The sequence below is a fragment of the Alphaproteobacteria bacterium genome (assembly GCA_005883305.1).
GTDB lineage: Bacteria > Pseudomonadota > Alphaproteobacteria > Sphingomonadales > Sphingomonadaceae > Allosphingosinicella.
This window is the reverse complement of record VBAC01000001.1, coordinates 1,436,007-1,453,882: the sequence shown is the minus strand read 5'-3', so window position 1 is coordinate 1,453,882 and position 17,876 is coordinate 1,436,007. Positions and strand designations below refer to the sequence as shown.

Below are 17,876 nucleotides of genomic sequence, written 5' to 3'. Positions count from 1 at the left end.
TTACCTGCCTCCCTGCGGAGTGGTTTGGGCGGCCGGGAGGCCCTGGCGGCCGGTGGGCGTGCTTTCGCGGTACGAACGGGCGGCCCGCCCGGCGGTCTGCGCGGCGCCGTTGCCGGAAGGCTCGCGGCCGTGGATCAGATCCTCGGGATTGGCGATCATCGCGGAAAGGTTGGTGTTGACCGCGCAGCCGTAATTGGTGCCGGTGCGAACCGGCGACTCGATGCCGGGATCGCCCCAACTCGGGCAACCGTCGACGCTTGCGGTCGAGCGGCTGGCGACGACCCGGACGAAGCCGGGCGGAACCGCGCCTTCGGTCACCGGCGCTCCGGCGTCGGCGATGAGAAGGCCGTGCGCCGAGGCGACCCGCGCCACGTCACGCTTGGCGCCGGCCGAATTGTAGTCGCCCCCGTCGATCGCCACCGTGTCGCCGTAGCGAAGGCCGATCGAATCGAACCAGGCGGCAAGCCGGCCCTGCTCGGCGTCGGAAACGCCGTCGCCCTGGGCGGCGACGTCGAACACGAAGCTGGTCCGCTCGACCACCGGCTGGTGAAGCGAGTAGAGGCTGTAGTTGCGGCGCACCTCGAGCTGGTCGGGCTGCGTCGAGCAGCCGCCGACGACGAGTCCGAAAACGGAGACCGCGGCGATGCTGATCAAGCGGGACATGGTCTTATCCTTTCGAGCGACGGCGGCCATCAGAAGTTGAACCCGGGCTGGGCGGACGAGCGGGCCGGCTGCGGCTGCTGCGGAGGAAGCGCGGCGGAGGCGCTGAGGTCCCGAACCGGGCTCCGGCCGGGCGCGGGCAGGGCCGGCGAGGCGTCGCCGGTGGGGCCGATTCCGGGGGCGACGGTGCGGCCCGGCCCCGCGGTCGGGCCCGGACGCTGCTCGCCGGTGCGGGAGTCATTCTCCGCACCGATCAGCAGGCGCTGGGCCTCGTCGGGATTGCGGTGGCCGTCGGTCGGAAGGGCGATCTGGGCGGGGTTCGAGACCGGGCGCACCAGATAAGGCGTGACGACGATCACCAGCTCCGTCTCCGCCCGTTGGTAGCGGGTTGAGCGGAACAGCGCGCCGAGTATCGGGATGTTGCCGAGGAAAGGCGCGCGGTCGATCGTGTTGGTGTTGTGGTTGCGCAGAAGGCCGGCGATCATGAAGCTCTGGCCTGAGCCAAGCTCGACGGTCGTTTCGGCGCGGCGCACCGTCAGCGCCGGCACGTTGAAACCGTTGAGGCGGATCGTGCCTTCGTTGGACAGCTCCGAAACCTCGGGGCGGACGCGCATCTGGATTCGGCCGTCCTCGAGCACGATCGGCGAGAAGGCGAGGCCGACGCCATATTGCTTATACTCGATGGTGACGCTGCCCAGCGACTGCGAGATCGGGATCGGGAACTCGCCGCCGGCCAGGAAGCTCGACGTTTCGCCCGAAAGGGCGACGATCGAAGGCTCGGCCAGGGTGGTCACCAGGCCGGTGGTTTCGGCAAGATTCATCGTGCTCAGGATGTCGAGCCCGAGCAGGTGGCCGGCGGCGCCGAGCGTGGTCGCGCCCGCCGGGAAATTGAACGTCGCGCCGGTCAGCGTCTCCGGGATCACGCCGGTCGCCGGATTGGCCGGGCCCTGGGCGATATTGAAGCTTCCCGGATTGCCGCGACCGATGCCGAAAAGGAAGCCGCCCGAGCTGTCGCGCGACAGGAGGTTGGTGCCGATCTCGCGCAGAAGCGAGCGGTTCACCTCGGCGATCTTGACCTGGAGCATCACCTGCTGGGGAGTCGCCGTCCGAAGCCGGCTGACCACCTGCGTGCCCTCGCCGACGAAGGCCTGGGCGAGGCGCTCGGCCTCCGCCGCGTCGTTCGGCTGGGCGACTGTCCCGGTGAGGAGAACCATGCCGTTCATCGGCGTGGCGACGATGTCCGCCTCAGGCATTGCCGAGTGAAGCATCTGGCCGACCGAAGCGAGGTTCTGGCCGACCCGGACGCTGGCCGAGAAGACGACCCGGCCCGAACGGTCGGTGGCGTAGACCGTGGTGTTGCCCGCGGTCTTTCCGAAGACGTAGAATTGCGTCGGCGAGCGGACCTCGACGTCGGCGATCTCGTTGTTCGCGACGAACAGATCGGACATCGCGCCGCCCACCCGCACCAGCCGGCCGGTGCCGACCGAGAGAGTGATGTCGCTTCCGGGGGCGACAGCGCCGGACTGGGCGACGGCCTGGCTCGGCGCGGTCGCCGCGATCCCCGCGGCCAGGGCGGCCGCAAGCGCGGTGCCGAGCGCGGCACGCTTCATGCTGATCTTGCTCTTCATTACCTGGCTCCCACCGGAACGACGGTCACAGTATTTCCCCGCGCGACCCGAACCACCGGTCCGAGACCGGCTGCCGGAATTCCGGCCGAGTTGGGCGAGGAGTTGGACGCGGACCCGTTGCTGTTATTGTCTCGCGCCCGGCCGGGAACGGTGCTGCGCTGGAAGCGCGAGACATCGGCCCCGACGGTATAGGTCGTATTGTCGTCGACCGGCCGGCTGGAGACGGCGAGCAGCATCTGCCGCTCGGCCCGGGGATCCCCATTTTCAGGCACGGTCACCTCGCCGGACGCGATCGCGCGCTCCAGCTCGGCATTGTTGTCGGCAAGGCTGCGCAGCGACAGCGAAAGCTGGCCGATGGTCTGCGCGACCGCGATCTTCTCGGCGATCTTGGGGGTCGCCTCGAACGTCACCGTGGCGACGGTCTGCGGAACCTGGTTGCCCTGCTCGTCGCGGGCGTTGAGGCGCTGGTCGACCGCGAGGACGCGGATGTTGCGAACGATCGTCTCGGAGACTCGCAGGGGCGGGCCGTCCCCGCCGCCTTCGACTTCCTGCGCAAGCACGAGATCGACCCGGTCGCCCGGGAAGACGAAGCCGGCGACTCCGCTGGTGGCGGAAACACCGACCGTCACGGCGCGCATGCCGGGGCCGAGCGCCGCGGCGAGGAAGCCGCGCTCGCCCGGACGAACGATCGCCCCCTGGGTCAGCGGCTGGCCCGCGGTGATCTCATTGCGCACGACCGTGCCGACCAGGCTTTGCGGATCGACGCCCTCGCCGCGCGTGAAATAAGCGGGCTGGACCAGGCCCTGGGGCCAGGGCTGGTAGCGAAACGCCTCGGGGTCGATGATCGTGCCGACCGACAAGGTGCGGGTCGCGACGAGCACTTCCGGTCCGGCCGGAACCTGCTGGCTGGCCTGCGCCTGCGGCGCGGCTGCGCCGGTGAACATGCTCTTGGCCATGAAGGCGGTGACGCCTGCAATGATGAGTGCGCCTACGAGCAGCACGATCTTCTTAACGTCCATGGCGCGTGTCGCCTCCCCTGCGGGACCTGAGTGAAAAATCAGGCCCTAGTCATCAGCCAAACTGGTTAAGAAAGCGTTCGCTAATCAGCCACAAACCGCCGAATGCGATCGCCAGACCGTACGGAACTTCGAGTTGACCCTCGCCGGACTTCAGGCGGTGGCGGATATACATCGCGGCGGTGAGCACGCCGCCGGCCAGCGACATCACCACCAGAAGCAGCACCAGCGCCTGGAACGGCAGCCACAAAGCGAGCGCGCCGATCAGCTTCACGTCGCCCCCGCCCATCGCTCCGATCGCGAAGGCGATGGAGAACAGGCCGAAGACGATCGCGGCGATGCCGACCTGGATCGCGGCGTCCGGCCAGAGCGGCAGACCGATCGACCACCAGAAGGGGATCGCCAGCAAGGCGATGGCGAGATTGAGCTCGTTGGGAATGGTGCGCGATTTGACGTCCCACCAGCACGCCGCCAGCAGCATCGCCGCCAGCAGGCCGAGCAGGGTCATGGAGAGCGCGTTAGCCATATTTGCAGGCACTAGACGCCCGACCTTTCGAAACCGTAACCGGGGCGCATGGAAAATCCCCCGAACCACCGGCGCGCGCGCCCGCAAGGCGCTCGTTTCGGAACCTGGACGGCGCCCGACGGCTGGGCGATTCGCAAGATGGACTGGCCGCAGCCGGGCCGCCGGAAGGCGCGTGGCAGCCTGATCTTCGCCGGCGGGCGGGGCGATTTCATCGAGAAATATCTGGAAGCCTTCGCGCATTGGCACGATCGCGGGTGGAACGTCACCGCCTTCGATTGGCGCGGCCAGGGCGGATCGCAGGGGGACGGATATCGGTTCGACTCGTTCGACGCCCTCATCGACGACTGCGCGGCGCTGATCGCCGACTGGCGCGGCGGCACGGCGGGTCCGCACGTCGCGATTGGCCATTCGATGGGCGGGCACCTGCTGCTACGGACTCTGGTGGAGGCGCAGCCGGCGCTCGACGCGGCGGTGCTCGTCGCCCCGATGATCGGGGTCAACAGCGCGCCGCTACCCGGCTGGCTGGCGCCCGACGTGGCCGAGACGATGGCCCTTTGCGGCTTTCGCAACATCCCGATGTGGAAGGCGCCGCCGGCGCTTCAGGTCCCGGGCGGCCAGCGGCAGCGAATCCTGACCGGGTCGCGCGAGCGATACGAGGACGAATTGTGGTGGTGGCGCCAGGAGCCGGAGTGGGAGCTCGGCGCCCCGACCTGGGGCTGGATGCGCGCCGCCTTCCGCTCGGCCGCCTCCGCCTTCACCGCCGAGCGGCTGGCCGCGGTGCGCCTGCCGATATTGATCTTGGCCGCCGGGAAAGACCGTCTGGTCAGCAACGGCGAGATCAGCCGCGCCGCGGCGCTGCTTCCCGATGCTCGGCTGGAGGAGTTTCCGAAGGCGGCGCACGAGATCCTGCGCGAGGCGGATGCGGTGCGAAACGACGCGCTGGCGCGGATCGACGCCTTCTTGGACGAGCGCGCTGCGTGAGCGACGTGGTCGTCATAGGCGCGGGCATCGCCGGGGCGAGCCTCGCGGCCGAGATTGCCGGGTCGGCGTCGGTGACGATCCTCGAGGCCGAGGCGCAGCCGGGCTATCACTCGACCGGGCGCTCGGCGGCTTTCTGGTCCGAGAGCTATGGCGGGCCGATGATCCGGCCGCTCACCACGGCGTCGGGCCCGCTGCTCGCGCCTTGGCTTCGGCCGAGAGGCGCGGTGCACATCGCGGACGCGCAGGGCAGGGGCGCGCTGGAGAAGCTGTCGGCGGACTTCCCCGATCTGTTCGACGCGATGGACCGCCCCGCGCTCGAGGGGGCGATTCCAGGGCTGAGGCCGGGCTGGGATCACGGCTTGGCCGAGCCGAGCTGCGCGGACATCGATGTCGCCGGCCTTCACGCGGCCTGCCTTAAGGCTGCCAGGCAAGGCGGTGCGGCGCTGATCACCGGCGCGCCGATGACCGCGGCGACTCGCGGCGCTGGGCGCTGGAGAATCGAGGCGGGCGGGCGGTCGTTCGAGGCCGACGTGCTGGTCAACGCGGCGGGGGCGTGGGCCGACGAGGTCGCGGAGCGTGCCGGCGCGGAGCGGATCGGAATCCAGCCTTGCCGAAGGACGATCGCCCAGCTGCGCACCGATCCGCCCGCGCCGGAGCGCCTGCCGCTGGTGATCGACGCTTCGGAGCGGTTCTACTTCAAGCCCGAGCCGGGCGGGCGGCTGTGGCTTAGCCCGCACGACGAGACTCCGTGCGAGCCGTGCGACTGCGCGCCCGAGGAGATCGACGTCGCGCTGGCGATCGACCGGTTTGAGGATGCGGTCGACTGGCGGGTGCAGGCGGTCGAGCGCAAATGGGCGGGCCTCAGGAGCTTCGCGCCGGACCGGCTGCCGGTCTACGGCTTCGCCGAGCCCGGCTTTTTCTGGTGCGCGGGGCAGGGCGGCTTCGGCATCCAGACCGCGCCCGCCGCCGCCAGGCTTGCGGCCGCCTTGCTGCTCGGGCGGACGCCGGAGATCGACCCCGCCCCCTATTCCGCGCTCCGCTTCGGCTGAGCCAAAGCCGCCGCGCAGGCGAGGGCGTCGGCGCGGTCGTTTTCGGGGTGGCCGCTATGGCCCTTCACCCAATGCCATTCGACCCGGTGGGGCTGCTGCGCCTCGAGCAGCTCCTGCCAGAGCTCGGCATTCTTGACCGGCTTCCTGTCGGCGGTGCGCCAGCCGTTGCGGAGCCAGCCGTGGATCCACCTGGTGATTCCGTCGCGGACGTAGTTGCTGTCGGTGTAGAGCCGCACGCGGCACGGGCGCTTCAGCGAGGCGAGGCCGCGGATCGCGGCGAGCAGCTCCATGCGGTTGTTGGTCGTCAGCGGCTCCCCGCCCGACAGCTCCTTCTCGCGCTCGCCCGAGCGGATGACGACTCCCCAGCCGCCCGGCCCGGGATTGCCCTTGCAGGCGCCGTCGGTGAAGATTTCGACCTCGGTCACGCGCTGTTCCGGCAAGCGATCGGGGAGTCATTCCGGCGAAAGCCGGAACCCATGAACACCGTGGCCCCCGGCTGGAGCTGAGCCGTGGTCGTGGGCCCCGGCCTTCGCCGGGGTGACTCGGAGGAGAGAGCGGTCACGCCGCCTCCAGGCCCGCGGGCAGCTTGAAGACCATCCGCTCCTCGACTCCCTCGACCGGCTCCTCGGTCACCTCGAACCGCTCGGCCAGCGCGTCGACCACTTCGCGCACCAGCAGCTCGGGCGCCGAGGCGCCGGCGGTGATGCCGAGCGTGCGCACCCCTTCGAGCCAGGCGAAGTCCAGGTCCGCGCCCCGCCCCACGAGGCGCGCGCGCGCCCCTTCGCGCTCGGCGACCTCGACGAGGCGAAGCGAATTGGAGCTGTTCGGCGAGCCGATCACAAGCAGGGCGTCGCAGCGCGCGGCGATCGCCTTGACCGCCGCCTGGCGGTTCGAGGTCGCGTAGCAAATGTCCTCGCTGCGCGGCATGGCGATCGAGGGGAAGCGGCGGCGAAGGATGGCGACGATCTCCGCCGTGTCGTCGACCGAAAGCGTGGTCTGGGTGAGGAAAGCCAGGCTCTCGGGATCGGCGGGCTGGAGCGTTTCCGCGTCGGCGGCGGTCTCGATCAAGGTCATCCGTCCCTCCGGCACCTGGCCGAACGTGCCGATCACCTCGGGATGGCCGGCATGGCCGACGAACAATATGTGCCGTCCGCGTTCGATCAACCGTTCGGCCTGGCGGTGGACCTTGGAGACGAGCGGGCAGGTCGCGTCGAGATAGTTGAGCCCGCGCTCGGCCGCCTTGGCGGGCACCGCCTTGGGAACGCCATGGGCGGAGAAGACCACGGGCACGCCGTCCGGCACCTGATCGAGCTCCGGAACGAAGACCGCGCCCTTGGCCTTGAGGCTGTCGACCACGAACTTGTTGTGGACGATCTCGTGGCGGACATAGACCGGCGCTCCGTAACGCTCGAGCGCCAGCTCGACGATGCGGATGGCGCGGTCGACTCCGGCGCAGAAGCCGCGCGGGGCGGCGATCAGAAGGGTGAGTGGCGGCTTGCTCATTTGACGTTCAGATGGGTGGGGCTCTATCCGAATGCCAGCTTGCACGAAAGGCTGGCGGCGCTAGGAAGGCGTCACCAGCATCATTGGGGATCTCGTTTTGCGCCTTTCCATGTCCAAAGCAGCCGCCGCTGCCCTGCTGTCTCTCGGCCTCTTCGGATGCGCGAAGGAAGGCGACATCATGGCGACGGGCATCCTCGCCAACTACACCGCCTGCCCCCCGGTGGCGATCGCCGCGCCGACCGGCGACATCACCTTCTTCAATCCGGCGAACAGCCGCGACGCCGATGCGATCGACCTGGTCGCCCAGATCACCAACGTGCGCGGCACCTGCAACGACAGCGGCGAGTTCATCGTCACCGAGATCAGCTTCGACGTCCAGGCCCGGCGCCGCGACGCCGCCGGCGCGCGCGATGCGACCCTGCCCTATTTCGCGACCGTCATTCAGGGCGGAACCAACATCGTCGCCAAGCGCGTCAGCCGCGTCGGAATCCACTTCGACGACGGCCAGCTGCGCACCAGCACCAGCGCAAGCGCAACCACCCACGTCCTTCGCTCGGCGGCGACCCTGCCCGAGGACATCCGCGACCAGATCACCCGCCCCCGCCGCGCCGGCGATCCCAACGCCGCGGTCGATCCGATGGCCGATCCCGCGGTGCGGGCGGCGGTCGAGCGGGCGCGCTTCGAGGTGCTGATCGGCTTCGAGCTCGACCAGGACCAGCTGCGCTACAACGCGACGCGCTAAGTTTCCCCGCGCCAGTACTGCCGTCACCCCGGACTTGATCCGGGGTCCAGCTTCTTTCGTCCTCGCAGGGGAAGGAAAGGTGGATGCCGGACCAAGTCCGGCATGACGACAAGTGGAGCGACGCGGCAGTCCGAAATTCCGTCCATATGGCCACGGCAGTCGCGAAGGGCCTCTGAGCCTTTGCCTCTTCGCGCCTTTGCGTGAGTCCTGCAGAATTTCCTCACGCGAAGACGCAAAGGCGCGAAGATGCCGAGGCCGGCATGCCGCGCGGTACCTTTTCGCAGAGCATGGCGGGAAATAAGTTGAGGAAGTTGAGACTTGCCAAGAGGCGGTCATAGCTCGTCCCCGTCGTCGTCGATGAGGGCGGCGGCTTCCTCCCACAGCTCGGGCGGCACCTCGAGCAGGAAGCCGCTGCACCAACCGCGGGCGAGCTGCTCATCGCTCCATCCTCCGACCAGCTCGAGATCGAGATCGTCGATCTCTATGTCTTCCGCCAGGCCGAGGCGCTTCATCTCCATCGGATTGGCTGGATCCGGGGAATCGCCCCTGAGGGCGGCCGCCGCCGCGGCGCGCAACGTAACGAAGGCCAGCGGCGCGCCCGGGCCGGGCGCGCCATGGCCGTCGCTGAAGCGATAGTTTTCGAGCCAGGCGAAGAAGCCGCTGCGGAAGGCGCGTATCCATTGGTCCGGGCTCCATTCGGACCGGCGCGACGGATCGAGGTCGGTGACCTCGATCTCGTTGCCGGGCACGTCCGAATAATCGGAGCAGCCGGTGAGGCGGGCGAAGGCCGTCAGCTCGGGATCGTCGTCCGGCACGGGCAGGGGCGCCGGCTCCGGCTCGGCTTCGGCGGGCGCGCGCGCTTCTACGAAGGCATCGGCGTCGCCGCCCTCCGCCAGGCAATCGATATAGTCGTCGAGATCTTCGGAGAGGGCGCGCAGCTGGGCGTCGCTCGCCGCCTCGCGCTCGGCGAGCCGGTCGAGCCGGGTGAGCATCGCCATGGCCAGGCGGTTATCGTAATAATGATACTCGCCGACCACCTCGCCGTCCCGCTTGCGGATCGAGACGCAGCCCGCGATCGAGCGGCCCTGCAATTCCGAGGCGACCCGCGCGCGGGCGCGGTGGATCAGCATCGCATCCCACATCCTGGCGAAGGCGCGCCCCTGGCGGCGGTTGCGGAAGGCGTAGGCGGAGGCGGCGGAGAGGCCCGCGGCGCGCGCCGCATGCTCGACCACGCCGGTGGCGGCGAGGCTACGGAGGAAGACACCTACGGCCTCGGGCGTCCAGCCGTCGTGGCGCGGCTTGCGCGCGCCCTCCGGGAAGGTTTCAGCCAAGGTCTCGCCGAGCGCGTCGGAGAGGAGCGGCGGCGGATCGAAGGCGGGCGCTGAGGCTTGGGGCTTGCGGGGCGGGGCGGACTCATCGGCCAGCGCCCCGGGGGCGAATCGGTTCGTGGCTTGTTCCATAGACGAAGGTAAAGCATGAATTGAGGTTGCCGGAAAGAGCTTCTTTTAACCGACATGGTTGAGTGGCTGAAAGGGCGACGGTCGTTGAAAAACCTCGCGGTATCAAGCCCGAGGTGGCTCGCTTCTTTCGCTTTGCGGACCCCGCGCGCACTGCCTAGGATGCGCCCGATGAAAGCAATATTGAAGGCGGGTGGGGCGCTGTTATTGGCGCTACTCGGTGTGGTCGGTGGCGCAATGCTGACAACTGACTACGCCACTATGCGGAGCAACGGCGCTAGCTATGTCCCCGCAACCCGGTCGGGGTTGAGTTCGCTTTGGGGAGGTCTTCTGGCTGTCGTTACCTCGGCTTGGTTTCTCATTCCCGCCGGTGCCCTCATCTTGGTCTTAGTTACCGTTCGAATGACAATCCGTGCCTCGCGGCCAAGATCTGATCCATTGAAAACGCTGGGTCATCGCATGAACAAGTTTGTTGATGTGGCCCATCATGACCAAAGATTTCGTCAGTTCAGTTCAATATACTTCGATACGATGAGGGTCTGCCGAGAAATTGATGCGTTTATGCTGCAGGTTCAGATGAACGGAATTCCCGTCCCGTCACCTCAGTCCGACTCCGCCGAGGATTGGATTGATCTGGCGTGCGAGTATTTTACGGCCGTCGGGCCGTATCTCAGAAATGGGAACTGTGCGCACGCTATAGCGGTAGGGCAAGGATTTGCTGATCGCTTTCCTAGCTAGGCTTAGCCAAGCCGCTCGAAGCCACGCGCCATTCAAACGGTTGGTTCGTTTCGTCCCAGCCAATTGACACCCGCTCCCCCCTGCGTCATGGCCGCCCGGTCCGAATGGACGCGCGGGAGAGGCCCGCCTTCGCCTTTACGGGCTTTGGCGGGCGCCGAAGGAGCAACCGCCCCGGAATCTCTCAGGCAAAAGGACCGCGCGGACAGGACGCTCTGGAAAGCGCCCGCTTTAGCCTCGGCGACGGTGGGCCACCGACGGTGCAACCCTCCTTCGCCTCACGGGGCTTCGGCGGGGAAAGCTCTCAGGTCCCGGCGACAGAGGGGGTATATGACGGTTCCGATCGCGATGCGGTCGGGCCGCGATACTAGCTGGAGCCGGCATGAGCGAAACCGAACAAGCGCTTCCCCTCGACTCCTGGCACCGCGCGCGCGGCGGCCGGATGGTGCCCTTCGCCGGCTATGCCATGCCCGTCCAATATGAAGGAATCATGGCCGAGCACCTGTGGACCCGCTCCAGCGCCGGCCTGTTCGACGTCAGCCATATGGGCCAGATCATCATTGCCGGGCCCGAGGCGGAGAAGGGGCTCGAGGCGCTGCTTCCGGCCGATTTCGCCATCCTTAGGGATAGCAGGCCCAAATATTCGCTGCTGCTGAACGACGAGGGCGGGATCATCGACGATCTGATGGTCACAAGGCGCGGCGAGCATTTCTACCTCGTCGTCAACGGCGCGACCAAGCATGGCGACATCGAATGGGTGGAATCGCGGCTGCCGCGCGGCGCCGTGCTCGATCATATGAAGGAGCAGGCGCTGTTGGCGCTCCAAGGGCCGAAGGCGGTCGACGCGCTCGCGCGGCTCGCGCCGGGGGTGGAGGAGCTGACCTTCATGACCGCGGGGGGCTTTCGGATCGGCGGGGTCAGCGCCTGGATCAGCCGCTCGGGCTATACCGGCGAGGACGGGTATGAGATTTCCGTGCCCGCCGTCTCCGCCGAGCAGGTCGCGGACCTGATCCTGGCGCAGGAGGAGGTCAGGCCGATCGGCCTCGGCGCGCGCGATTCGCTGCGGCTCGAGGCGGGGCTTCCGCTCTACGGCCACGATCTCGACATTTCGACCACGCCGGTCGAGGCCGACCTGGTCTTCGCGCTTTCGAAGCGGCGGCGCGAGGAGGGCGGCTTTCCGGGCTGGCCTCGGATCGCCAAGGAACTGAGCGCAGGCCCGATCCGCAAGCGCGTCGGGCTCCTGATCGAGGGGCGCCAGCCGGTGCGCGAGGGGGCTTTGGTGGTCGACGAGGAAGGCAACGAGGTCGGCAAGGTGACCTCGGGCGGCTTCTCGCCGAGCCTCGGGGCACCGATCGCCATGGCCTATGTACCGACCGCCTCGGCCGAGCCGGGGACGAGCATCCGCCTCGCCGCGCGGGGCAAGATCTTCAACGGAACCGTCACGGGGATGCCGTTCGTTCCGCATCGCTACAAGCGCAAGGGAGCCGCCGCATGAGCGTTTACTACACCAGGGAGCATGAGTGGGTCCGGGTCGAGGGCGACGAGGCGACCGTCGGCATCACCGATTTCGCCCAGGGGCAATTGGGCGACGTCGTGTTCGTCGAGGTGCCCGAAGCGGGCCGGACGGTGGCCAAGGGCGGCGAGGCGGCGGTGGTCGAATCGGTCAAGGCGGCGAGCGACGTCTACGCGCCGGTCTCGGGCACGGTCAGCGCCGGCAACCAGGCCGTGGTCGACGAGCCGAGCCTGGTCAACACCGATCCGGAAGGCGAAGGCTGGTTCTTCAGGCTGACGCTCGCCGACAATCACGAGCTCGGCGAGCTGATGAGCGCCGAGCAGTACAAGGCCTATTGCGAGGAGCTTTGAAAATCCGGCTTACACAGATCAGGACGGCGGGAGCCGGATCGCGGGCCGCGGGTTGCCTTCAGGTAACGCGTAAGGAGTGCTCGCCATGGTGAACCTCGCCAGTCGCTGGTCGCCGACCGATTATGCAAGGAATGCCGCCTTCGTTCCGGCGCTGGGGGACGAGGCGCTTCGGCTGCTCAATCCCCAGCCGGGCGAGCTGATCCTCGATCTCGGCTGCGGCGACGGCGCGCTGACCCAGCGGATCGTCGAGGCGGGTGCGAGCGTGATCGGCATCGACAGCTCGCAGGAGATGGTCGAGGCGGCTCGGGCGCGGGGGATCGACGCCTTCGTCGGCGACGCCGAGGCGATGGACCTGGGGCGGTTCGGAGCGTTCGACGCGGTCTTTTCCAACGCGGCCCTGCACTGGATGCTGGATGCGGACGCGGTGGCGAGCGGGGTGTTCAAGGCGCTTCGGCCGGGCGGACGCTTCGTCGGCGAGATGGGCGGGGAGGGCAACCTGCTTGCGCTGCGCGGCGCGCTCAGGGACGAGCTTTCGATGCGCGGCTACGAGATGCCGGAGCAGGACCCGGCCTGGTATGCGGGCATCGAGGAATTCACGCGGCTCTATTGCGTGGCGGGCTTCTCCGAGGTGCGGGCGGAGCTGATCGGCCGGCCAACGCCGCTTCCGGGGGGGGTCGCGGAATGGGTGCGTACGTTCCGCGCCGGGGTGATGGACGTGGCGATGGTGCCCGAATGGGAGCGCGACGACATCGCCGCGGCGGTCGAGGCGCGGGTCGCGCCGGCGCTGAGGCGCCCCGACGGGACGTTCTGCGCCGATTATGTGCGGCTGCGCTTCGCGATGAAGCGGCCGGAATAATTCTTATCCTCCCCTGCATTTGCAGGGGAGGGGGACCGCCCGCAGGGCGGTGGAGGGGCCCCTCCACCATGCTTGCGCATGGTCCCCCTCCCCGCGAAATCGCGGGGAGGAATCGGGGAGAAGCGAATGCGTTACCTACCTTTGTCGGATGAGGACCGGCGACAGATGCTGTCCGCGATCGGCGCCGGCTCGATCGACGATTTGTTCGTCGACGTGCCCGAGGCCGCGCGGCTCGACGGAGCGATCCACGATCTGCCGAACCATGCCAGCGAGCTTTCGGTCGAGCGCCAGCTCGGGGCGATGGCCCGGGCCAATGTCGCGGCGGGGGACGTGCCCTTCTTCCTCGGCTGCGGCGCCTATCGCCACCACATTCCGGCGAGCGTCGATCACCTGATCCAGCGCGGCGAGTACCTCACCAGCTACACGCCCTACCAGCCGGAGATCGCGCAAGGGACGCTCCAGCTGCTGTTCGAGTTCCAGACGCAGGTCGCGCGGCTCTACGGCTGCGACGTCGCCAACGCCTCGATGTACGACGGCTCGACCGCCTGCTGGGAGGCGATCGCCATGGCCGGCCGGGTCACCCGGCGCGGCAAGGCCGTGCTCTCCTCGGGCCTGCACCCGCATTACGTGTCGGTGGCAAGGACGATGGCGAAGTTCACCGGCGACGCGCTGGTGCACCGGGCCCCGACGCTCGAGGCGGGCACCGATCTCGATTCCCTGGAAATCGACAACGAAACGTCGTGCGTCGTCGTCCAATATCCCGACATCCTCGGCCGAATCGCCGATCTTTCCGCGCTGGCCGCCAGGTGCCGGGCGGCGGGTGCGCTGCTGGTGGCGGTGGTGACCGAGCCGGTGGCGCTGGGGGCTTGTCGGAGCCCGGGCGAGATGGGCGCGGACATCGTCGTCGGCGAGGGCCAGTCGATCGGAGTGGGGCTGCAGTTCGGCGGGCCTTATGTCGGCCTGTTCGCGACTCGCGACAAATATGTGCGGCAAATGCCGGGGCGGCTCGCGGGCCAGACGGTGGACGCGGAAGGCAAGCGCGGCTTCGTGCTGACGCTCTCGACCCGCGAGCAGCATATCCGGCGCGAGAAGGCGACCTCGAACATCTGCACCTCCTCGGTGCTCTGCGCGCTGGCGTGGACGATGCACATGACTTTGCTCGGCGAGAAGGGCCTGAGGCAGCTCGCCGCGCTCAACCACGCCAAAGCGGCGGCGGCGGCCGAGCGCCTGGCGCGCGTGCCGGGGGTGAGCCTGGTCAACGAGGCGTTCTTCAACGAATTCACGCTGAGGCTGCCGAAGGAAGCGCGGCCCGCGGTGCGGGCGATGGCCGAGCAGGGCGTGCTCGGCGGAGTCTCGCTCGGGCGGCTCTATCCGGACGAGGAGGGGCTGGCCAACGGGCTGGTCGTGGCGGTGACCGAGACGGTCACCGAGGAGGACGTCGAGGCGCTCGCGGCGGCGCTCGAGGGAGTGCTGGCATGAGGGGAGCGGCATGGCCTGGCTCCCTCTCCCTCGGGGAGAGGGTTGGGGTGAGGGGCTACGGCCTATCCGGAGAGTCCCGAACCCCTCACCCGACCCTCTCCCCACGGGAGAGGGCTTTTGCGGCGGTGCGGATCCTGAACTCGGAGCTTTATCGATGAGCATCAACCAGAGCGGCTGGCGCCCGACGGCGCCCGAGGCCTCGGCCGAGGTCCCCGCGACCTTCACCGGCAACCGCGCTCTGATGCTCGAGGAGGCGCTGATCTTCGAGATCGGGGATACGCAGAGCACCGGCGTGGATATCGAACCTTCTTGTTCCCCGGCGAAGGCCGGGGCCCAGGAGGGCCCCAGCCCTGGGCCCCGGCCTTCGCCGGGGAACAGATTGGGGGGATTGGAGCGCAATCGCGAGATCGGCCTGCCGGGCCTTTCCGAGCCGGAAATGGTGCGGCATTACACCCGCCTCAGCCGCCAGAATTATGCGATCGACCTCGGCCTCTTCCCGCTCGGATCGTGCACGATGAAGCACAATCCGCGGCTCAACGAGAAGGTCGCGCGGATGCCGGGTTTCGCCGACATCCATCCGCTCCAGCCGGTCGACACCGTGCAAGGCGCGCTGAAGCTGATCGCCACGCTCGGCGAATGGCTGGTCAAGCTCACCGGCATGCATAGCGTGGCGATGAGCCCCAAGGCGGGGGCGCACGGGGAATTGTGCGGCCTGCTCGCGATCCGCTCGGCGCTGGAGGCGCGGGGCGACGCGCGCGAGGTGATCCTCGTGCCGGAGAGCGCGCACGGCACCAATCCGGCGACCGCGGCTTTCGCCGGCTACCGGGTCGAAAACATCCCGGCGACCGCGGCCGGCCGCGTCGACCTAGCGGCGCTGAAGGCGCGGCTGGGGCCGGACGTTGCTGCGGTGATGATCACCAACCCCAATACGTGCGGCCTGTTCGAGCCCGAAATGATCGAGATTTCGAAGGCGGTGCACGAGGCGGGCGCGCTGGTCTATTGCGACGGCGCCAATTTCAACGCGATCGTCGGGCGCGTGCGGCCGGGCGACCTCGGCATCGACGCGATGCACATCAACCTGCACAAGACCTTCTCCACCCCGCACGGGGGCGGCGGGCCGGGCTCGGGCCCGGTGGTTTTCTCCGCGGCGCTGACGCCGTTCGCGCCGCTGCCGTTCGTCGAAAGGCAGGACGGCGGCTATGTCCTGATCGAGGAGGAAACCGCCGGCGAGCATCACGGCCGCACCTTCGGGCGGATGACCGCCTTCCACGGCCAGATGGGCATGTTCACCCGCGCGCTCACCTACATGCTGAGCCACGGCGCCGACGGCTTGAGGCAGGTGGCCGAGGATGCGGTGCTCAACGCCAATTACATATTGCGCCGCCTGGAGGACGTGCTCGACGCTCCGTTCGGCGCGAGCGGGCCGTGCATGCACGAGGCTTTGTTCAGCGATCGCGGCTTCGCGAACGGCCTCTCCACGCTGGATCTCGCCAAGGCGCTGATCGACGAGGGCTATCATCCGATGACCATGTACTTCCCGCTGGTCGTCCACGGCGCGATGCTGGTCGAGCCGACCGAGACCGAGAGCAAGGCGGCGCTCGATCAGTTCATCGGCGCGTTAAGGAGCGTGGCGGAGCGCGCCAAGGCGGGCGACGAGAGTCTGAAAGCTGCCCCGGTCTTCGCTCCGCGGCGGCGGCTGGACGAGACGCTGGCGGCGCGCAAGCCGGTGCTGGTCTGGCAGGAGCCCGCGGCCGCCGAAGCGGCGGAATGACCGACCACCGCCAATCCGCGCCGCACGTCGAGCGCAACGCCGGGCCGATCGCCGAGGTGCTGCGGGACGTGCTGCCCGCGCGCGGGCTGGTGCTGGAGATCGCCAGCGGCACCGGCGAGCATGTCGTGCATTTCGCGCGCGAATTTCCGAAGCTGTTGTGGCAGCCGAGCGATCCGGCGGCGGCCGCCCTGCGCTCGATCGACGCCTGGCGGGCCGAAGCCGGGCTGTTCAACCTCCTGCCGGCCGTCTCGCTCGACGCTCGGGCGCGCGACTGGGCGGTGGCGCAGGCCGACGCGATCCTGTGCATCAACATGGTCCACATCAGCCCCTGGGCGGCCACGGAGGGGCTGATGCGCGGCGCCGGACGGCTGCTCGCGCCCGGGGCGCCGCTCTACCTCTACGGCGCCTACCGCCAGTCGGGAGTGGAGACGGCGCCGAGCAACGAAGCGTTCGACGAAAGCCTCAAGGCGCGGGACGGCGAATGGGGGCTTCGGAACCTCGAGGACGTGGTGGCCGAGGCGGAGGGACATGGCTTCGCGCTGGAATCGGTGACGCCGATGCCGGCCAACAATCTGTCGGTGGTGCTGCGCAAGGGCTGAGCATCGTCATTGCGAGGAGCGTAGCGACGAAGCAATCCAGCGGGCCTCGGATCTTGCACTGGATTGCTTCGCTACGCTCGCAATGACGACTCAATTGCTGCGGGAGGCGATCTTCCTCAGCCCGAGCGCGCCGCCCGCCAGCCTTCGCCGGCCATCGCGTTGCCGTTCACCCGGCCTTCGTAGACCCGTCTTCCGCCGCCGCCCCGGACGACGAAGCGGATCTGGTCGCCGGTGAGCCGGCCCTGCTCGACCCGGGTTCCGCCGAGCGTTCCGCCGAACGTCTGATATTCCTGGGTGAGGACCATCGCTTGGTCCCGGCCGTTCTCGCTCAGGGTCCAGATCCCGGCGACGCGGGCGGGGACGATCCACATGTAGATCATCGCGTTGCCGACCCGGCGGCGCTCCTCCCAGCGCCAGTCGCCCATGTCGTAATCGTGGGAGACCACGCGCGTCCCGGGGCGCATCTCGGCGAGGATTCGGGGCCTGAGGCGCAGGTTGATCTGGGGCAGCAGATAGAGCGTCACGACGTCCGCTTCGGCGAGCGGGGTCTGGAACAGGTCCTCGCGGCGGAAGGCGACCCGGTTGCTGACTCCGGCGTCGCGCGCATTGGCGTTCGATTCGCGGATTCGGGCCGGATCGATGTCGACGCCGAGGCCCCGCGCGCCGTTGCTTCGCGCCGCGGTGATCAGGATTCGCCCGTCGCCCGAACCGAGATCGAGGACGTAATCGTTCGGCCTGACGGCGGCCATCGCCAGCATCGCGTCGACCACCTGCATGTCGCTGGCGATGAAGGGGACGTCGAGGCGCGGGCGGCCCTGTACGAACTGGCCGGGATCGAATTCGGGCCCCGGCCTGACGGCCGGCACGCGGGGGCCATGGGGAAAGAGGAAGAAATAGACGAGCAGCCCCGCCGCGACCACGCCCGCCAACGCCAGCAATGCCCGCGGCACAGATCGTGACGCCATCCGAGAATCCTCCCAACAAGCCCGATTATGCCTCTATTCGCTTGCG

Annotated in this window: 17 protein-coding genes and 2 riboswitches; of the genes, 9 read left to right on the top strand and 8 right to left on the bottom strand. The window is 68.6% G+C overall.

Annotation, left to right across the window (positions count from 1 at the left end):
• Genes E6G92_07310 through E6G92_07295 form a run of 4 tightly spaced genes read right to left on the bottom strand, consistent with a single transcriptional unit; the run spans window position 1 to window position 3,812 of the window.
• Window positions 1–663, bottom strand: coding sequence for a pilus assembly protein CpaD (locus E6G92_07310; GenBank protein TMJ19575.1), 663 nt, complete (start codon window positions 661–663; stop codon window positions 1–3).
• Between the two features lie 29 nt (window positions 664–692).
• Window positions 693–2,270: a secretion system protein gene (locus tag E6G92_07305; protein TMJ20747.1), complete on the bottom strand. Its 1,578-nt coding sequence runs from the start codon at window positions 2,268–2,270 to the stop codon at window positions 693–695.
• A 17-nt stretch (window positions 2,271–2,287) separates the two neighbouring features.
• On the bottom strand, window positions 2,288–3,307 hold the full coding sequence (gene cpaB, locus E6G92_07300; GenBank protein ID TMJ19574.1) for a Flp pilus assembly protein CpaB: 1,020 nt from the start codon (window positions 3,305–3,307) through the stop codon (window positions 2,288–2,290).
• Between the two features lie 52 nt (window positions 3,308–3,359).
• On the bottom strand, window positions 3,360–3,812 hold the full coding sequence (locus E6G92_07295) for a peptidase (protein TMJ19573.1): 453 nt from the start codon (window positions 3,810–3,812) through the stop codon (window positions 3,360–3,362).
• A 66-nt stretch (window positions 3,813–3,878) separates the two neighbouring features.
• Here E6G92_07295 and E6G92_07290 point away from each other — a divergent pair, with 66 nt between their 5' ends.
• The gene (locus E6G92_07290; GenBank protein TMJ19572.1) at window positions 3,879–4,811 is read left to right on the top strand and encodes an alpha/beta hydrolase; all 933 of its coding nucleotides are present in this window, start codon (window positions 3,879–3,881) and stop codon (window positions 4,809–4,811) included.
• Window positions 4,808–5,860 carry an FAD-binding oxidoreductase gene (locus tag E6G92_07285; protein TMJ19571.1) on the top strand — a complete coding sequence of 351 codons (1,053 nt, stop codon included), beginning with the start codon at window positions 4,808–4,810 and terminating at the stop codon, window positions 5,858–5,860. The genes E6G92_07290 and E6G92_07285 overlap by 4 nt, the downstream gene beginning before the upstream one ends.
• Here the strand turns inward: E6G92_07285 and rnhA are convergent.
• Together rnhA and ispH are read right to left on the bottom strand one after the other, a co-directional pair.
• A complete protein-coding gene (gene rnhA / locus E6G92_07280) occupies window positions 5,836–6,285 on the bottom strand; it encodes a ribonuclease HI (protein ID TMJ19570.1) in 450 nt (149 codons plus the stop codon). The genes E6G92_07285 and rnhA overlap by 25 nt on opposite strands.
• 133 nt (window positions 6,286–6,418) lie before the next feature.
• Window positions 6,419–7,363, bottom strand: coding sequence for a 4-hydroxy-3-methylbut-2-enyl diphosphate reductase (gene ispH, locus E6G92_07275; protein TMJ19569.1), 945 nt, complete (start codon window positions 7,361–7,363; stop codon window positions 6,419–6,421).
• Between the two features lie 133 nt (window positions 7,364–7,496).
• Between ispH and E6G92_07270 the strand changes: the two genes are divergently transcribed.
• Window positions 7,497–8,105, top strand: coding sequence for a hypothetical protein (locus E6G92_07270; GenBank protein TMJ20746.1), 609 nt, complete (start codon window positions 7,497–7,499; stop codon window positions 8,103–8,105).
• Window positions 8,106–8,437: 332 nt separating this feature from the next.
• Here the strand turns inward: E6G92_07270 and E6G92_07265 are convergent, their stop codons facing one another.
• Window positions 8,438–9,565 (bottom strand): hypothetical protein, encoded by a 1,128-nt coding sequence (locus E6G92_07265; GenBank protein TMJ19568.1) that lies wholly within the window; start codon window positions 9,563–9,565, stop codon window positions 8,438–8,440.
• Between the two features lie 838 nt (window positions 9,566–10,403).
• Window positions 10,404–10,507, top strand: a riboswitch (glycine riboswitch).
• A 3-nt stretch (window positions 10,508–10,510) separates the two neighbouring features.
• Window positions 10,511–10,620, top strand: a riboswitch (glycine riboswitch).
• 59 nt (window positions 10,621–10,679) lie between these two features.
• Between E6G92_07265 and gcvT the strand changes: the two genes are divergently transcribed.
• The 6 genes from gcvT to E6G92_07235 all read left to right on the top strand — a co-directional run bounded on the left by gcvT (window position 10,680) and on the right by E6G92_07235 (window position 16,865).
• Window positions 10,680–11,792, top strand: a complete 1,113-nt coding sequence (gcvT, locus tag E6G92_07260; GenBank protein ID TMJ19567.1) for a glycine cleavage system aminomethyltransferase GcvT — start codon at window positions 10,680–10,682, stop codon at window positions 11,790–11,792.
• A complete protein-coding gene (gcvH, locus tag E6G92_07255) occupies window positions 11,789–12,160 on the top strand; it encodes a glycine cleavage system protein GcvH (protein ID TMJ19566.1) in 372 nt (123 codons plus the stop codon). The genes gcvT and gcvH overlap by 4 nt, the downstream gene beginning before the upstream one ends.
• 85 nt (window positions 12,161–12,245) lie before the next feature.
• Window positions 12,246–13,016: a methyltransferase domain-containing protein gene (locus tag E6G92_07250; GenBank protein ID TMJ19565.1), complete on the top strand. Its 771-nt coding sequence runs from the start codon at window positions 12,246–12,248 to the stop codon at window positions 13,014–13,016.
• A 126-nt stretch (window positions 13,017–13,142) separates the two neighbouring features.
• Window positions 13,143–14,495 (top strand): aminomethyl-transferring glycine dehydrogenase subunit GcvPA, encoded by a 1,353-nt coding sequence (locus E6G92_07245; protein ID TMJ19564.1) that lies wholly within the window; start codon window positions 13,143–13,145, stop codon window positions 14,493–14,495.
• 154 nt (window positions 14,496–14,649) lie between these two features.
• On the top strand, window positions 14,650–16,266 hold the full coding sequence (locus E6G92_07240) for a glycine dehydrogenase subunit 2 (protein TMJ19563.1): 1,617 nt from the start codon (window positions 14,650–14,652) through the stop codon (window positions 16,264–16,266).
• Complete coding sequence (locus E6G92_07235) at window positions 16,263–16,865, top strand: DUF938 domain-containing protein (protein TMJ19562.1); 603 nt, start codon at window positions 16,263–16,265, stop codon at window positions 16,863–16,865. The genes E6G92_07240 and E6G92_07235 overlap by 4 nt, the downstream gene beginning before the upstream one ends.
• Before the next feature lie 116 nt (window positions 16,866–16,981).
• On the opposite strand, the gene E6G92_07230 is transcribed toward E6G92_07235, so the two are convergent.
• On the bottom strand, window positions 16,982–17,830 hold the full coding sequence (locus E6G92_07230) for a methyltransferase domain-containing protein (protein TMJ19561.1): 849 nt from the start codon (window positions 17,828–17,830) through the stop codon (window positions 16,982–16,984).
• Window positions 17,831–17,876 lie beyond the last annotated feature (46 nt).

Coding starts and splice junctions, on each gene's coding strand:
- E6G92_07310 (TMJ19575.1), bottom strand. CDS start 663: ATGTCCCGCTTGATCAGCATCGCCGCGGTCTCCGTTTTCGGACTCGTC.
- E6G92_07305 (TMJ20747.1), bottom strand. CDS start 2,270: ATGAAGCGTGCCGCGCTCGGCACCGCGCTTGCGGCCGCCCTGGCCGCG.
- cpaB (TMJ19574.1), bottom strand. CDS start 3,307: ATGGACGTTAAGAAGATCGTGCTGCTCGTAGGCGCACTCATCATTGCA.
- E6G92_07295 (TMJ19573.1), bottom strand. CDS start 3,812: ATGACCCTGCTCGGCCTGCTGGCGGCGATGCTGCTGGCGGCGTGCTGG.
- E6G92_07290 (TMJ19572.1), top strand. CDS start 3,879: ATGGAAAATCCCCCGAACCACCGGCGCGCGCGCCCGCAAGGCGCTCGT.
- ispH (TMJ19569.1), bottom strand. CDS start 7,363: ATGAGCAAGCCGCCACTCACCCTTCTGATCGCCGCCCCGCGCGGCTTC.
- E6G92_07265 (TMJ19568.1), bottom strand. CDS start 9,565: ATGGAACAAGCCACGAACCGATTCGCCCCCGGGGCGCTGGCCGATGAG.
- gcvT (TMJ19567.1), top strand. CDS start 10,680: ATGAGCGAAACCGAACAAGCGCTTCCCCTCGACTCCTGGCACCGCGCG.
- gcvH (TMJ19566.1), top strand. CDS start 11,789: ATGAGCGTTTACTACACCAGGGAGCATGAGTGGGTCCGGGTCGAGGGC.
- E6G92_07250 (TMJ19565.1), top strand. CDS start 12,246: ATGGTGAACCTCGCCAGTCGCTGGTCGCCGACCGATTATGCAAGGAAT.
- E6G92_07245 (TMJ19564.1), top strand. CDS start 13,143: ATGCGTTACCTACCTTTGTCGGATGAGGACCGGCGACAGATGCTGTCC.
- E6G92_07240 (TMJ19563.1), top strand. CDS start 14,650: ATGAGCATCAACCAGAGCGGCTGGCGCCCGACGGCGCCCGAGGCCTCG.
- E6G92_07235 (TMJ19562.1), top strand. CDS start 16,263: ATGACCGACCACCGCCAATCCGCGCCGCACGTCGAGCGCAACGCCGGG.
- E6G92_07230 (TMJ19561.1), bottom strand. CDS start 17,830: ATGGCGTCACGATCTGTGCCGCGGGCATTGCTGGCGTTGGCGGGCGTG.